This window comes from Massilimicrobiota sp. An134 (assembly GCF_002160815.1).
In the GTDB taxonomy this organism is placed as follows: domain Bacteria; phylum Bacillota_I; class Bacilli_A; order Erysipelotrichales; family Coprobacillaceae; genus Allocoprobacillus; species Allocoprobacillus merdigallinarum.
The window spans coordinates 41,548-57,084 of record NZ_NFLH01000014.1 but is presented as its reverse complement, the minus strand read 5'-3'; the positions used below and the strand labels follow the sequence as shown (position 1 = coordinate 57,084).

18 protein-coding genes and 1 pseudogene are annotated in these 15,537 nt (G+C 32.4%); 3 read left to right on the top strand and 16 right to left on the bottom strand.

The window, feature by feature from the left end; genetic code table 11:
- Nucleotides 1–158: 158 nt before the first annotated feature.
- Together B5E79_RS07390 and B5E79_RS07385 are read right to left on the bottom strand one after the other, a co-directional pair.
- Entirely contained in the window at nucleotides 159–566 is a 408-nt protein-coding gene (locus B5E79_RS07390) for a hypothetical protein (RefSeq protein WP_087297525.1), read from the bottom strand.
- Between the two features lies 1 nt (nucleotide 567).
- Nucleotides 568–1,593, bottom strand: a complete 1,026-nt coding sequence (locus B5E79_RS07385) for an amidase domain-containing protein (RefSeq protein ID WP_087297524.1) — start codon at nucleotides 1,591–1,593, stop codon at nucleotides 568–570.
- Nucleotides 1,594–1,779: 186 nt separating this feature from the next.
- Between B5E79_RS07385 and B5E79_RS07380 the strand changes: the two genes are divergently transcribed.
- On the top strand, nucleotides 1,780–2,073 hold the full coding sequence (locus B5E79_RS07380) for a hypothetical protein (RefSeq protein WP_087244274.1): 294 nt from the start codon (nucleotides 1,780–1,782) through the stop codon (nucleotides 2,071–2,073).
- 33 nt (nucleotides 2,074–2,106) lie between these two features.
- Here B5E79_RS07380 and B5E79_RS13835 read toward each other — a convergent pair.
- The 8 genes and pseudogenes from B5E79_RS13835 to B5E79_RS07340 all read right to left on the bottom strand — a co-directional run bounded on the left by B5E79_RS13835 (nucleotide 2,107) and on the right by B5E79_RS07340 (nucleotide 7,747).
- Nucleotides 2,107–3,108: pseudogene (locus B5E79_RS13835) on the bottom strand (DUF362 domain-containing protein).
- 112 nt (nucleotides 3,109–3,220) lie between these two features.
- On the bottom strand, nucleotides 3,221–3,850 hold the full coding sequence (locus tag B5E79_RS07370; protein WP_087297523.1) for an NAD(P)-dependent oxidoreductase: 630 nt from the start codon (nucleotides 3,848–3,850) through the stop codon (nucleotides 3,221–3,223).
- Nucleotides 3,851–3,979: 129 nt separating this feature from the next.
- On the bottom strand, nucleotides 3,980–4,786 hold the full coding sequence (locus B5E79_RS07365) for a Cof-type HAD-IIB family hydrolase (RefSeq protein ID WP_087297522.1): 807 nt from the start codon (nucleotides 4,784–4,786) through the stop codon (nucleotides 3,980–3,982).
- Nucleotides 4,787–4,831: 45 nt separating this feature from the next.
- On the bottom strand, nucleotides 4,832–5,098 hold the full coding sequence (locus tag B5E79_RS07360; protein WP_087297521.1) for a hypothetical protein: 267 nt from the start codon (nucleotides 5,096–5,098) through the stop codon (nucleotides 4,832–4,834).
- A gap of 17 nt (nucleotides 5,099–5,115) precedes the next feature.
- Nucleotides 5,116–5,949: a PTS system mannose/fructose/sorbose family transporter subunit IID gene (locus B5E79_RS07355; RefSeq protein WP_087297520.1), complete on the bottom strand. Its 834-nt coding sequence runs from the start codon at nucleotides 5,947–5,949 to the stop codon at nucleotides 5,116–5,118.
- Between the two features lies 1 nt (nucleotide 5,950).
- Complete coding sequence (locus B5E79_RS07350) at nucleotides 5,951–6,793, bottom strand: PTS mannose/fructose/sorbose/N-acetylgalactosamine transporter subunit IIC (protein WP_087297519.1); 843 nt, start codon at nucleotides 6,791–6,793, stop codon at nucleotides 5,951–5,953.
- 25 nt (nucleotides 6,794–6,818) lie between these two features.
- The gene (locus B5E79_RS07345) at nucleotides 6,819–7,310 is read right to left on the bottom strand and encodes a PTS sugar transporter subunit IIB (RefSeq protein ID WP_087244267.1); all 492 of its coding nucleotides are present in this window, start codon (nucleotides 7,308–7,310) and stop codon (nucleotides 6,819–6,821) included.
- Between the two features lie 14 nt (nucleotides 7,311–7,324).
- Nucleotides 7,325–7,747: a PTS sugar transporter subunit IIA gene (locus B5E79_RS07340; RefSeq protein ID WP_087244266.1), complete on the bottom strand. Its 423-nt coding sequence runs from the start codon at nucleotides 7,745–7,747 to the stop codon at nucleotides 7,325–7,327.
- Nucleotides 7,748–8,157: 410 nt separating this feature from the next.
- Between B5E79_RS07340 and B5E79_RS13345 the strand changes: the two genes are divergently transcribed.
- Nucleotides 8,158–8,262, top strand: coding sequence for a DUF3990 domain-containing protein (locus B5E79_RS13345; protein ID WP_143746597.1), 105 nt, complete (start codon nucleotides 8,158–8,160; stop codon nucleotides 8,260–8,262).
- 45 nt (nucleotides 8,263–8,307) lie between these two features.
- Nucleotides 8,308–8,742, top strand: coding sequence for an NADAR family protein (locus B5E79_RS07335; RefSeq protein ID WP_087297518.1), 435 nt, complete (start codon nucleotides 8,308–8,310; stop codon nucleotides 8,740–8,742).
- A gap of 194 nt (nucleotides 8,743–8,936) precedes the next feature.
- On the opposite strand, the gene B5E79_RS07330 is transcribed toward B5E79_RS07335, so the two are convergent.
- From B5E79_RS07330 to B5E79_RS07305, 6 genes are all read right to left on the bottom strand, one after another.
- Nucleotides 8,937–10,223, bottom strand: a complete 1,287-nt coding sequence (locus B5E79_RS07330; RefSeq protein WP_206393149.1) for an ABC transporter substrate-binding protein — start codon at nucleotides 10,221–10,223, stop codon at nucleotides 8,937–8,939.
- Entirely contained in the window at nucleotides 10,216–10,890 is a 675-nt protein-coding gene (locus B5E79_RS07325; protein ID WP_087297517.1) for a response regulator transcription factor, read from the bottom strand. The genes B5E79_RS07330 and B5E79_RS07325 overlap by 8 nt, the downstream gene beginning before the upstream one ends.
- Before the next feature lie 20 nt (nucleotides 10,891–10,910).
- Nucleotides 10,911–12,200, bottom strand: a complete 1,290-nt coding sequence (locus B5E79_RS07320; RefSeq protein ID WP_087244261.1) for a sensor histidine kinase — start codon at nucleotides 12,198–12,200, stop codon at nucleotides 10,911–10,913.
- Nucleotides 12,200–13,153, bottom strand: a complete 954-nt coding sequence (locus B5E79_RS07315; RefSeq protein WP_087244260.1) for a sugar ABC transporter substrate-binding protein — start codon at nucleotides 13,151–13,153, stop codon at nucleotides 12,200–12,202. Before B5E79_RS07315 ends, B5E79_RS07320 begins: the two co-directional genes overlap by 1 nt.
- A gap of 144 nt (nucleotides 13,154–13,297) precedes the next feature.
- The gene (locus B5E79_RS07310) at nucleotides 13,298–14,734 is read right to left on the bottom strand and encodes a 6-phospho-beta-glucosidase (protein ID WP_087297516.1); all 1,437 of its coding nucleotides are present in this window, start codon (nucleotides 14,732–14,734) and stop codon (nucleotides 13,298–13,300) included.
- Nucleotides 14,735–14,955: 221 nt separating this feature from the next.
- Nucleotides 14,956–15,537, bottom strand: coding sequence for a PTS sugar transporter subunit IIB (locus B5E79_RS07305; RefSeq protein WP_087297515.1), 582 nt, complete (start codon nucleotides 15,535–15,537; stop codon nucleotides 14,956–14,958).

The window sequence follows — 15,537 nt, the reverse complement described above, 5'->3', positions numbered from 1 at the left end:
GTTTTTGCATGCAGAAAAATAGAGTAATGCTGGTGCATTACTTTTTATTTTGCTCATTGTTAATATTTGCTTTAAGCGTTTATCAACCAAACGAAACCAAATTCCTATAATATAAAAAAGGTAGTTAGAAATAACTACCAATTGATTTTTTGAAACTATTAAACATATCCACCATCAATCCATTCCCAAGTCGCCTCTGCAGTCTTTCCGGCTATATACATATAATCAAAATAATAGTGATTATTGCCTAATTGCTCAGGAGCATTGAAAAACGAAGTCTTAAATTCCACATAGACGATTATCACTTCTCGATAACTGCCTTTTTTGACATACTCAGCTTCCATTTCTTTGCTTTTATTCTCGTCATAATACACGCTATAGACTTTTGAATTATCGTTCTTATAACTTTTGATGGCGTCGTCCATAATCATATGGACATCTTCTTCTTTATGTGTTTCGTTATAACGAATTTCTTTTTTTGTTTTGATGGGTTGATTCAAAAACATAGCAACAAGTGATATAGCGACAATCAGTCCTAATATGATTCCTTTTGTTTTATTTTTCATACTATATTCTTAATCTTACATATAATCCTTTCTTTAAATCCTTCCAACCTTTCTGAGAAGCTTTTGCAACATAATTTGGAGTATGTTGTGCAATCGTCACATCATAATATCCGGCTGATGTTTTAGGTCCGTCAGCAACAACATATGCACAATGGTCATAATGGCCATCTCCACCCCAATCAGCTCCTATAATATCTCCTGCTTTAAGACTCTTAGATATTGAAGCAAAGTTAGAATATCCATTTTTAGCTCCTGTTTTCATATACCAGTATAAAACAAAAGCATGTGCATTTACCCAGGTTCTTGTATAAGGTTTCCATGTGTTATTTGTTTTTATTCCTCCAGCAACTAAAATCTGTGAAACAAAGTTTGTACAATCTCCCCTATTATCTCCTTGATAATACTTATACTTTTTTGTATTTGGTTTATCGCCATATACCCTTGCGTATCTATTTTGCTGCATGATTCTTCTATCTCTTGCACTTATACTTCTTGGAGCCATTCTTAAAGTTGCATTTGAATTTATAACCTTTTCAATGACTGGACTCGTGTATGGTAACAATATCACTAATTCATCAAATTGATAATCTTTTTGATTATATAGACTTAATATTTCTTTGTTCATAATATGATTTCTACAGACTGTAAAAAATTGACTTAAAATCTTAAGCTGTTTATCTTGAGCCACTTCATCTATTGTATATAACTTTTCGAATTCCTCTGCATATTTTTCACAATTATGAATCGTTAATTCTGATAAGTCGATTTTATCCTGATTATAGGATTTCATGATATCAATAGCGTTATCAAAATTCTTAAACTCCCAATATAATGGATTCGTCGTTCCCTTCAATTCAATACTTTTTTCATTGATTACAGGAATAATCTCATTCAATTCTAAATATGGATTATTTATGGTGTTTTCTGTATACTGTATGGCAGGATTTTCATTTGAAGCCATAACGTTTCCGATTGTTATTGAAAACACCATGATACCTGATAAAATCATCGTAAATACTTTCTTCATTGTTTTTCTCCTTTCCACTTTATAAATTCATATTATTATAAAAATGTGGATAATAGATGGAAAAAATATGAAAGTTTTATGAACAATTTTTTTGATAAATTTCATCCAACAAGCATTTAATGTGATATACTATTCCTTGCCACAGGAGTCTCATAGACTCCTTTTGTTGTTGGCGGAGGGAAAATATTGTCAGTTAAACTTATTAATTCTATTATGGTAGAAAAGAATAATATCAATCTAGGACTTTCATTATATTTACATACAGATAAAGACAATAAACAGCACTTTGTCTATTATACAGACTATCTAGGATATGGAACCGATGAAGGAAAATATAGTCCTGTCATAGAGAAGACTATACACTTGGATAATCCGGATAATATGAGCGAAGAAGATTATGCTCAACGTATGGAAAGATATGTCAACGATATGAATAATATGTCCTTTGATGATGTTCTGTCATTGATTGCCTGTGCATAAAAAAAGTTCAAGGAAAAACTCCCTGAACTTATATTACTTTGTAAAAGGAACAACATCTTTAACAGCATCTTCTAAAGAGATTTGTTGATCATCATGATCCACATCAATAAGAAGATATTTATCATTTCCCATGTGTAATTCTTTCATATATGATAATTGACGTAAACCATGACGTGTTTCTATTCTTTCAACCAAATCATGATGGTCTTCTTCTTTCATGGCATAGACTAAATCTACTGATGCCTGATCAATCGCAAGGATATCTAATGAAGCTAAGATACCAACATTTGGTGTGACAACTGGTGCTGCAGCTGTTCCTTCACAGTCGCAAGAAACAGACATATTACGCATCACATTGATAAAGACAATCTGATCTCCAAAGTGATCAACAACAGCTTTTGCTGATTCTGTCATACGTTCCATAAATTATTCTTTCGCAATATCCCACATATCATCAGAACCAGGTGTGGTATGAATCATGGCTTTTCCAATACGTCCATCAGCACAGCCAATACCAATATTTTTATTGGATCCTCCAAAACCACCTTGTGTATGTCCTTTAAAATGCGTTAAAACAAGCATAGAATCATAGTTCACAATGTTCTTTCCCATTGTCATATGATCAAACCATTTTCCATCTTTCACCGGTAAATCGACTGTTCCATCAGCATCCATAATATCAACTGGACAGAATGTCCATCCATTCACTTTTAATGTTTCAAGATGCTGATCTGTTGTATAACGATCTCCTTCATAATACGTATTTGTTTCCACAATTGTTGCATCTGGTAATTGTGCTTTGATTAGCTCTTCTACCCATGGACGAGGAATAATATTAGGTCCATGTTGTTCTCCTGTATGAAGTTTCACTGCAACTTTTCCATTTAAATGTTCCTGAATACGATTATAAACTTTTAATAATCCTTTTGCTGAAAGATCTCTTGTAAAATAAACGATAGATTCTTTTCCACTTCTTTCATCATAAGGTACATAATGGTTTCCATTTGTTCCTGGAATAGGTTTTTGATTTGACATCTTCTTTCCTCCTCTCAATATGGATATTCTTAAAATTCTATTTCCATTAATCAAATTATAGCACTCATAAAAAAGATAAACAAGATACGAAAAAAGTCCGAAATGATCGGACTTATTTTCTCACAACACTGATTCTTTGTTGGATATGATTTCCTTTTGTGATTTCATCTACCATTGCAATAGCATAGTCAGCATATGAAATAATGCTTTCTCCTTTTTCATTCAATGTCAATTCTTCTCCACCTAAAATATATTGACCTGTTCTTTCTCCTTCAGCCTGGAAATCTCCTGCTGGACTGATAAATGTCCATTTGACATCATATCTTTCTCTTAATTCATCTAAAGCTTTTCCTTGTGCAGAAGCTAATGGTTTGAATTCTGCAGGGAAATCTTCACCATCCATAACCTGTAATGTATGCTCTTTATTCACATATAAACTTCCTGCGCCACCAACAATACATAATCTGATGTCTGTTCCAGATAAAATATCACATAAATGTTTTAATGACGTACTATGTCCTGGAAGTTCTTCTGGAGCCCATGCACCAAATGCATCCACCACAACATCAAAACTTGCTAAATCTTCCTTTGTTAAATCATATAAATCTTTTTTAATCACATGAGGGGCAACACTTTGATTATCTTCTCTAACAACGGCTGTTACATCCAATCCTCTTTCTACCGCTTCCTTAACAACTAATCTTCCAACTCTTCCGTTGGCACAAACAACTGCAATTTTCATAAGTTTTCCTCCTTTGTTTTGTTGTAACCTTTGTTATTACAGCTTTATTATATATCTGCTTTGTTGTAACGTCAATAGTTACAATAAAATAATTTTATTATTTTTCCCGTCAAAAAAACATGAAATGTATTACATCCCATGTTCTTCCTTTTTATCTAAACTTTTTAAAGCATGATAAATGCCATCATGATTATTATCCTGAGTGACTCTTCCGACTTTCTTTTGAATATCTACAGGAGCATTCCCCATTGCCCAGCCATAGCCAACTTCCATCAACATATCTAAATCATTATACTGGTCGCCAAATGCAACAACATTTTTTAATGGTATACGCCATAATTGACAAAGCTTTTGAACTGCTTTGGCTTTATTAATTCCTAAATCTACAATTTCAATCAGAATATCAGAAGATCGAACAATCGTACATTGAGGAAAAGCTTGTTGGAGATGTTGTTCGATGGTGAAAATATCTGATGAATGACAAATGCAAAGAATTTTATGAACTGTTGATAATGTCTGTAAGTCTTCTAGAGTGGCTTCTAAAGATTGTGCTTTCACTATACTTTCTTCTCTTAAAATACGCTCATCATGACGACTTTTAACAAACCATTGATCAAAAGAATAAACACACCATGCGACATCAAATGTTTCCAGTTCTTTTAAAACTTGTAATGCTGTTGTCGTGACCATACCTTTTTCTGCTAAAATATATCGCTGCTGATCCATAACCAAAGCTCCATTATAGGCAATAATTGATGCTTTCAATTGATAATCTTTAAGTATAGGGAAAATACCTGATGGACTACGTGCTGAAACCACAACAAAAGGAATATTTCTTTCCATCAATTGATGAAGTGCTTTTTGTGTCAATGGTGTGACTTGATGATTTTGATTTAAAAGTGTTCCATCAACATCACTAAAAATAGCCTGATACATAATATTTCTCCTTTATACAAAAAGGGATTGTTTAATAACAATCCACTATTTGATCTGATTAATGATTTTTTGAACGTTATCATATCCGTTTTTATAGCCAAGTCCTACAAGAGCACAAGAGAGGATGCTGATAATCAAAAGTATAACTCCTAGAACTTGTATAAATGGATGAATGGATGAACCAAATAGAACAAGAACGAAAGAAATTGAAGAAAATATAATAAGATTTCTTAACCATTTTTTTAAATGATTTAACATTTTTGTTTGATATTGTACTTCTGCTATATATGCTTTTTTCAGTTTGGCATCCATGATATCGTCTCCTTTGATTAATATTGTAAACCTGGATTAAAGAATCCAACTAATACACCAACAAATGCAATCACAACAAGTAATAACATAACTTTGATTGGTGACATTTTTCTTTTAGCAAGTAAATACCAGCAAAGCATAACAAATGCTGCCGTTAAAAATCCTGGATAAACACTATCCAAAGTGCTTTGTAAATTCAAGTATGGTTCTGTGGCCCCTTCAGCTGTCAAAGTAAACTTTGTTGTAACTGATACCCAAGTTGCTGCGACAGCCCCAATAACAATACCACCTAACATTGTAATTGACTCTCTTAAAGCCTCTCCTTGAGGTCCAACTAAGAAATCAACGGCTTTCCCACCTAATTCATATCCTTTGAAATATAAGAATTTCATTCCAAAGTAAGCAAATAAGTTCCAAACAATGATATAGAAGATAGCTCCTAAAGGTGATCCCCCATCAGACATTCCTAATGCAACGCCTAATAAAATAGGAATGACTGTACCAACAACTAATGAATCTCCAATTCCAGCTAAAGGTCCCATTAACCCAGCACGTAAACCATTAATTGTTTCATCATCTACATCATCACCATTGGCACGTGCTTCTTCCAAACCAGCTGTCATACCAACAATGACTGAACCAATTTGTGGTTCTGTATTAAAGAAAGCTGTATAAGTTTGCATAGCTTTGGCTTTATCTTCCTGTTTGTCATACAATTCATTAACAACAGGAAGCATTGAACATAAATATCCAAAAGTTTGCATATGTTCCTGAGAGAAACATGTTAAGTTTCCATAATACCAATTATGAAATGACTTTGTCAGAGTCTTTTTTGTTAATTTCTTTTCCATCTTAAATATCCTCCTCGTCATCATCATCAGTTTCTGATGCAGCTGCTGGCTTATTGATTGCTAACATTTTAATACGATAGTTAATTAAAGCAAACATTCCGGCAATCACTGTTGCAGATACAAGGTTAATACCCAATGCTGCTGCTAGAGTAAATCCAAAGAAGAATGGAATAAAGTCAACTGCTTTTGTTGCAATCTGTTTCAATAAAATCGCAATTCCAACACATGGAAGTAATGATCCAACAGTAAATAATGTCATCATTGCAATACCATCCATTGGTAAATAATTTTTAATTAATTCTACCATTGGAGCTCCCATCTTACACATAATCAAAGTTGGGATAAATGAACAAAGAATATGTGAAATCCAAGGTAATCCCATATTGACAACATATAATTTATTGAAATCACCTTTTTCTACAGCACGCCATCCTATATGTTGCCATACAAGATTGATTGTTGCTGTTCCATAAAACAAAACAGTTCCTAAAGTTCCAACCATTGTTCCAAATGAAGTTGCCATAGCTTGTCCATCTGCACTTCCGGCATCTAAACCATAGCTCTTTAATGCAATCATAGCTAGTGGAATTCCAATGTAACTTACAGCACGAACGTCAGCTGAAACAGTTCCTCCAGGTGTAACTAAAGCAATATAAACAACTTGCATCGCTACCCCAACTAAAATACCTGAATAAATATCTCCTAAAATAATACCACATACCAATCCACCAATTAATGGTCTACCTAAAGTGTAGTTACCAATTGATGTTCCACCTAAACCTGGCATACTTGATAAACAGGCAAAGAGTCCAAGTAAGGCAGCTTGAATCCAACTAATTTCCATAATAATGAAACCTCCCCTTTATTTTTTAATATCCAAATTTTCCTTTAAAATCATCCCATGTTCCAATAGAAACATCTGGTAATAAGGCAAATTTGATTTTATAACCAGCTTTAGCAATTTTCTCGAAAGCATCTGCTTCTTCTTGTGTAATAGACTGGTTATTTCCTAATTTGACTGCCCCTTCTCGATCATTACATGGTCCAACAATGACTGTATCAATACCACATTTGAACCCTTGATCCACTAAAATTTTACACATATCAACTGGGTTTTTAGTAATCAAGAAATATCTTGTATCACTATCTAAAACCTTTTGTGCCTTTTTTTGAAAGTCATCCAATGTCCAAACAAATGTTTTCTTTCCACTGGCAGCTTTATAAGCAGCTTTTAACACATCATTTTTAGCTGCTTTATCATTCACAGCAATCAATCCATCACATGGATATTCACGAGCCCAACGTGTACATGTTTGCCCATGAATCATACGATCATCAATACGAATAAATGAAACTGACATATTATTCTCCTCCTTTAAATATCATCTTCATCATCATTAACAACTTTAAATTCTTTTAAAGCACTTTGTGCTTCATTTAAAACTTGTACAACAAGGTCATCACGTGCCATTGTATCTTTCATCAATACTGTTGTTAAAGCAAGTGGTAAATTCATTCCACCTATTGTTGTACAATGTTCACTTAATCCTTTTTCAGCGATTACATTCATAGCTGTTGTCAGTGGAGATCCACCAATCAAATCACCTAATAAAATGATTTCATCATCTTGATGAATACCCTCAATAACATGTGAAAATTCTTCAGCGAATTCATCAGCACTTTTTCCATTTTTTAAACCAGCTGATAAAACATCATCACGTTCTCCTGCTAACATGGAAAGTGCATCTTTTAATCCATCAGCAAATTGTCCATGACTTACCAAGACTAAGTATTTCATTTCTTTTTTCCCCTCCTCTTTTTGACACCATTATTGTATCAATTAAGCCCTTTCATTCCATCTGTCTATTGTCACATTTTTATCATGACAGATGATAGAAACAAATATGACATTTGTCATGCTTTTTTAATAAATTTCTTTTCTTAACAATTAACTCTTGTACTCAATAAAAACATATAGCAAAATTATCCATAAGAAGAATGAATTGTTATTATAGAATGGGATATTTTATCAATATAAATCTCATCATGAAATATTCAAAGTAATTAACAAGAAAGATGAGAAAACACTCATATTTATACAACAGGATGGAGCTATGTTATTGCTGTCATCAATGACTTTCCACATAGATAAGTTTTCAGTATAGTTTTATTATTATTAACTCAGTTGAAAAGAAAGGAACAGATCATATGACGAAAATTATTTTATATCATGGAAGTCCTCATAAAATGATTAAACCTACTTATGGCTATGGAGAAGATAAGCATGATTATGGTAGAGGATTTTTTACCTAACTGATAATTTAGAATTGGCAGTCAAGAAAGTGGGTGAATACTAATATGGATCTTGTTTTCTTTCATAACCCAGATGAAGAAAATGGATATTTAAGTAATTGGTACATATCACAGTTTACTATACATGATATGTCCTTTTCTTCTATGGAACAATACATGATGTATATGAAAGCTAAATATTTTCATGATCATGAAATTGCTGAAAAAATACTATCTACTGATAATCCTGCCACTATCAAAGCGTTAGGAAGAGAAGTTTCCAATTATAATGAATCTTATTGGAATGGTATCAGGCAAATTATTATTTATGAAGGTTTATTAGCTAAATTTTCACAAAATGAACAATTAAAAATAGAATTATTAAACACACAAGAAACTATATTGGCTGAATGCGCTGTTGGCGATAAAATCTGGGGTATTGGTTTGTCAATGAATGATAAAAAAAGATATGATATGTCTTATTGGAAGGGTAAAAATTGACTAGGATATAGTCTTATGATGGTGAGAAACAAAATAAGAGAAAGCCTCTAATTACAGATACAAAAGAATATAATAATGAAATATAAAAAGAGATTTCTTAAATGATAGCGTAAAATCATTGTTGAAATCTCTTATTTTTTCATGACTCATTATAAATCATAAACAAGTTAGAAAAATATACAATTTTTGATGCTTTATTCTCTTAAATATTCATTAACTTCATTTTGTAAAGACATTAATGATAAATCTAAATCTTCATTATTTTGTATCATCTGTTGTATCTGTGTATCCATCATTGTTAGAGTGGCATTATATTTTCGAAATTGATTTTGATTCATAGCATTTTCCATAACATCATTCAACAAGCTTAAATCAACTTGCGTATCTCCTAAGGATTCTTCGTTGAGTAGACTTAATGCTTCAGTTGATTGAATAACAGTTTTTAAAGATGATATTCCCTGTGAATAGCGAAAAAGACTTTCTTGCGTTTCTTGATCATATGTTAGTAGTTTTAAAAAATCCCAGGCCTGCTGTCCATAAGATGTACGAGCAGAAATACCCATCAATAATGAAGACACTTCACTACGACTTTCTGTCATCCCAGGCATAGGAACACAATCCCATTCAAACTGAGAATATTTTTGAACACGATAAGGATAAGGCTTATAAGTACGATATTGTGCAAAAGGCATCGGAGAAAATGCCACCTTCCCTGTATCAAAATCCTGAGAAGTCACTGTATAGCCTTTATTCAATTGATTCAATCTCTGAATGAAAGCAATCGCATTTTTTACAGGTTCCTGGTTTAAATAACATGTCTGACCTGTTTCATCAAACAAACTCACTTCATGACTATAAACAGAGTCTAACCAATCATAATTATAACAACCATATTGGTCAATCTGTCCATCATTATTCGTATCTTTTGTTACTTGTTGACAGATATTATAAAAATCATCTAAAGTCCAGTCATTACTTGGAAGATCTATATTTTCTTTTTGCAGTAATGTTTGATTCACAAACATTAATGTTGGATTACTTTCATAAGGCAAAGCATACTGATGATGCTGATATTGCCCTGCAAGCAAGGCGTTTTCATAGTAATCATCGCTATGAAACTGACTATCTTTTTGCATAAAATCATCTAAGTTCTTTAATGCACCTAGCGCACTTAAAGTATTAAAATCTTCACTTAAGACCATAAAGATGTCTGGTTCTTCTCCTTTTAAATATTGAGCAGATAACCATTCTGAATAATCATCTTTTAAAATACCACTTTCATATTCAATATGAATATCAGGATTTTCCTCTTCATATCTTTCAATAGCCTGATCAATAATTTTATAACAATCACCATTAGGTACATCCCAGTTACTTCCAGCAAAAATACCAACTTTTAAAGTTATGCGTTGAGGGCGCCAAACAACACATAAAAGACATCCCAATACAACCAGTATACAGACTATCTTTTTTCTACTCATCGCTAAAATCCTTTGTCGTAATACCTGTTTGTACCGCCCATATTGCCAGTTGTGTACGATCTCTTAAATTTAATTTAGATAAAATCGAACTTAAATAATTTCTTACTGTTCCTTCTGATAGAAAAAGCTTTTGTGCTATTTCTTTATTGGATAATCCAAATGCAACTTGCTGAATCACTCGCCATTCAGGATGACTAATATCTTGAATAGCCTCTTCATCAACCTGAATTGCATAATTATTTTGTGTCATTTTAGAAAACATGCTGAAAACTTTCGTGGCAATATCGGGATTAATCATAGCTCCACCACTATTCACAGTGATAATAGCCTGATAAAGCTCATCCATTCCTACACCTTTCAATAAATAACCACTCGCTCCATATTTAAGCGCACTAAATACGAAATCGTCATCATCAAATGTTGTCAAAATAATAATTTTTGTTTGAGGATATTTTTCCTTCACAATTTTTGTACAGTGAACACCATCCATTCCTGGCATACGAATATCCATCAAAATGACATCAGCTGTTTCTTGTTCAAGAATATGAATCACTTCAAACCCATCCGATGCAACATCTACAACCTGGATATCTTCATGTGTCCCTAATACAATTTTTAAAGATTCTCTAATCAATTCCTGATCATCTGCAATAATCACTTTAATCATTATCTGTCCTCTCCTCTTACTTATACTGGTATTTTAGCGATTGTCAAAAAGCCATGATGACCATCAAACTCTACCTGACCATTAATAACCGCAAGACGTTCTCTCATTTGTGTTAAGCCAAATCCATAATGGACATGATCACAACCAATTCCATTATCCTGTATTTTGAGATATAAGAAATGATTTTCCTGATAAAGATGAATATGAACTTCTGTCGCATGTCCATGACGCAAAGCATTCGTAATAGATTCCTGTATAATTCTAAATAAAATTTCTTCTTTTGTTTTTTCCAGATCTATATTTTCTAGTTCATACTCTAATGCAATCGTCAGATCACTTACACTGGAAAATTCTCCTATCATACGTTCTATAGCTTCTTTTAAACTATGTTCTTCTAAAGCTCCTGGTCTTAACTTATTTAAAGAATTACGAACATCTTTAATGCCCTGCCTGACAACTTTTGAAATAACTTGTAGCTGCGCTTTCGTTGCTTTAGGATTTTGATCAATCATCGCAATACAAGCATCCACTCCTGCTGCTATTCCCGTCAAGGCATGACCTAAAGTATCATGAATTTCTCTAGCCAGACGTTTTCTTTCATTGTTTTCTCCAATTTTTTCGGTAATGGCTGCATAATTTTCTAATTCTTTATTCACCTGATGCACCATATCCAATTCTTGAGAAATATGCTGATTCTTTTGTATTTCATCTACCAGATAAACAATCATAAAAGCAATAAACAATATCATATTGAGCGTTTCTAAACATGACTTACTCATCATAAAGATACCATTAATTTGTGATCCATAGATTTGAAAATATTCATTTATACTTGTCAATGGAAAAATAGCCGAAAAAACATCATAACTAGATATTAAATAAGCCACAACCAAAACCCAAATAAACCACTTAGAATATCTTCCATCTCTTAAATGAAATATACAATCACAAAAAACAAGCAACAAGATACCATTATATTCCATATACAAAAAATAAATCAAAGTAAAACTAACAATCATTTCAATAAAACTATAAATAAAATTGAGTCTTTTATGCGCAATTACTTTTTCACTACGACTATACATAATAAAGATAAATATACCATACAACATCAATGAACCAAAAAATGCAACAATGGGCTGATGTGGAAGATGCGTAATCCGATCTAAAAAATCCCTAGCCAAACGTGTGGAAACAATATATTGCGTTGTCAAAAGAATAACACTGCCATAAAAAACAACAATCAACATATTCAATATCGTCATTGCATTTCTTAAAAATGATAATAAACGCTGATAAGAATATTGCATTATTGCCACCCCGTTTCATCATACATTTCAATATTATCTTCATTAATCAGTTGAACAGGTATGACAACTTCATTTTCAATATCTTTTCCTGCTAAGTATTCATACATTTTTTCTGCTGCCAGATGCCCAATAGAAATAGGTGATTGAGCGACTGTTCCAGCTATCATTGCATGACCACCTATAAGTGTTTTCATATCAGGTGTTCCATCAACTCCATAAACAACTGTATTTTCCTGATGATGTGCTTCCAATGCAGCCAAAGCTCCTAAAGCACTTGGATCATTCAATGCCATGACAACATCAATATTTGATTGACGCTGTAATATATCTTCCATTAAAGGCATCGCCAGTTCTACCTGTCCTTCACACTCACCTTCATCTACAACTTGATATTGTGATAATCCATCTATTGTATCTAAAAAACCATCTATACGATCTTTCGCAGATTTGACATTTGTATGTTTCAACAAAACAATGCGCGCAGAATCAAATCTTTTCATCATATCATTGGCACATTGTACCCCTGCATCATAATTATCTGAAACAATTGTACAATTCACAAGTTCTTCATTTTTAACAGGTGCATCCACAACAATAACAGGTATTCCAGCTTGATGAGCCGCTTCTAATGCTGGTGTAATTTTCTCAGAATCAATGGGATTAATAAAAATACCATCTACATGATAATCAATAAATGAGTATATCTGTTCTATTTGTTTATCCACATCTAAAGCAGGATCTCTGACAAGAAGCTGATCGCCATTGTCTTCTATTGCTTTCAATAACTCATTGTTGATAACTTCATAAAAAGGATTATTCATTGTCATGTATGTCACACCAAATATGCGATTTTGTGTATTAGGATATTGATAATGATAATAAATAATGCCTATCATCAATGCTCCAATGATGCCTAATATCACTATTAATGATTTTAAATTGTTTTTAACCATGATTTCACCACTTTTCCCATAATTCTATCTTATCTATTTTTTTAAATATTCTCAATAATAAATATTTTCAAGTCTATGATTTTTTACAAAAAAAGCTCCAAGAAAATCTTGGAACCTCTTTTTAATATTGTATTCTCTTTTTGATTAATCTAAATCTTCACCATTAGAAGCAATGACTTTCTTATACCAGTCATAAGAATCTTTTTTGCTTCTTTCCAATGTTCCATGTCCTTCATTATCTCTATCAACATAAATAAATCCATAACGTTTTTTCATTTCTCCTGTTGTAAATGAAATACAGTCAATACATCCCCATGGTGTATATCCCATTAAATCTACTCCATCTTCTTCTACTGCTTTCTTCATTTCTTCAATATGTGCTCTTAGATAATCAATACGGTATGGATCATGGCATGAACCATCTACTTCTTTAACATCTATTGCGCCAAATCCATTTTCTACAATGAATAATGGTTTTTCATATCTTTCATAGAAAATATTCAAGGCATATCTTAATCCTTCTGGATCAATAGCCCATCCCCAGTCAGAAACTTTGACATATGGATTTTCTACACTGTATTCACTAGAACCATCTGTTGCCTTAGAAACATCTTTATGCGCTGTTGAATCTACAGTGTTTGTCATATAATAACTGAATCCAATATAATCCACTGTTCCCTCTGCTAAGATTTTTTTATCCTCTTCTGTAATATCAATATCAAATCCTTTTCTTTCAAACATCTTTAAAGCATAAGCTGGATAATGTCCTCGACATTGGACATCACAGAAGAACCAGCGATCATGCATCATTTGTACTGATAACACCATATCCGCAGGACGACAAGAGTATGGATAAATAGGAACCATGGCTATCATGTTTCCAATCTTGAAATCAGGATTGATTTCCTTACCTGCTTTGACAGCTAGAGCACTGGCAACTAGGGTATGATGAGCGCATTTATACATGGCTTCCTCTGGATTATCATAATCTCCAAAATGAGCTCCGCTGTTTGTCCATCCGAAGATATCATTCTTATAATTCATCTGATTGTTGATCTCATTGAAAGTCATCCAATATTTGACTTTATCTTTATATCTTTCAAAGCAGACCTTTGCGAATTTCACAAAGAAATCAATTGTCTTTCTGTTCATGAACCCACCATATTCTTTAGCTAAATGATATGGCATTTCAAAATGAGATAAAGTAATGACTGGTTCAATACCATATTTTAATAATTCATCAAAAACATCATCATAGAACTGTAATCCTTCTTCATTAGGTTCTTCTTCATCACCCAATGGAAAGATACGTGTCCAGGCAATAGATGTTCTAAAACATTTAAAGCCCATATCAGCAAACATGGCAATATCTTCTTTATAATGATGATAGAAATCAATCCCAACATGATTAGGATAGTATTTTCCTTCAATCACACCATCCGTAATTTCTCTAGGTACGCCATGTGCTCCTGCTGTCATGACATCTGCGACACTTAAACCTTTTGATGTTTCTAAAACACCACCTTCAAATTGATGGGCAGCTAAAGCTCCACCCCATAAAAAATCTTTACTTAATACCATCTTCTTTCTCCTTTCCTCATATAAAATATAAGCTTATAATTTTATTATAAGTATATTTCTATTGATATCAATATCTTTTCATCTTATTAGTTTTTTAAACCCAACAAAACCATCTATAATGGAAATATTTGATAAGATGAACACATAATTTTAACAAAATAACAGAAGAAAATCATATAAACATATATTCAATTATGATTATTACGCATCGTTAAAAACATCTATACAAAAATACTTTCTAAAGTATGATTAACATTTCCTGTCGCAAAATCTAAGGCTTCTACTTCCATAACCTTTTTGCCAAACTTTCTTTTTAAATTTGGATACATATAAGCCACTTGAGGTGCTAATAAAATGAGATCATAATCATTTGCTACACCTTCTACATTCATTATTGGATAAGCATCCACAATGATATTTTGTTGAGCCTGTTGCATTAAAGAAGCATAATAATGACTTGTTAAACCTGATGTACAACAGATTAATATTTTTAAAGAAGAAAGTTTTAAAGAGGAATTTACTTTATTGTGATGATTTTCATCTTTTAGAAATTGGAAGAAAGAGAGAATGTTTTTTCTGGTTGATAAAATATCCATCATTTCAAAATGTAAATAAAACACATTCTTTTCAGTCCATTTATCCTCAATAGATAATTCCATCATGTTAAACTCTTTATAAAATATGATATGAGCATGATACTTATCATTACAAAAACACACAATACTCTTGTCATGACAGACATGTGCATTTTTCATTGTGCTCACCCAGCGATAAAAATAACGAAATAAATAATCACGACTCAT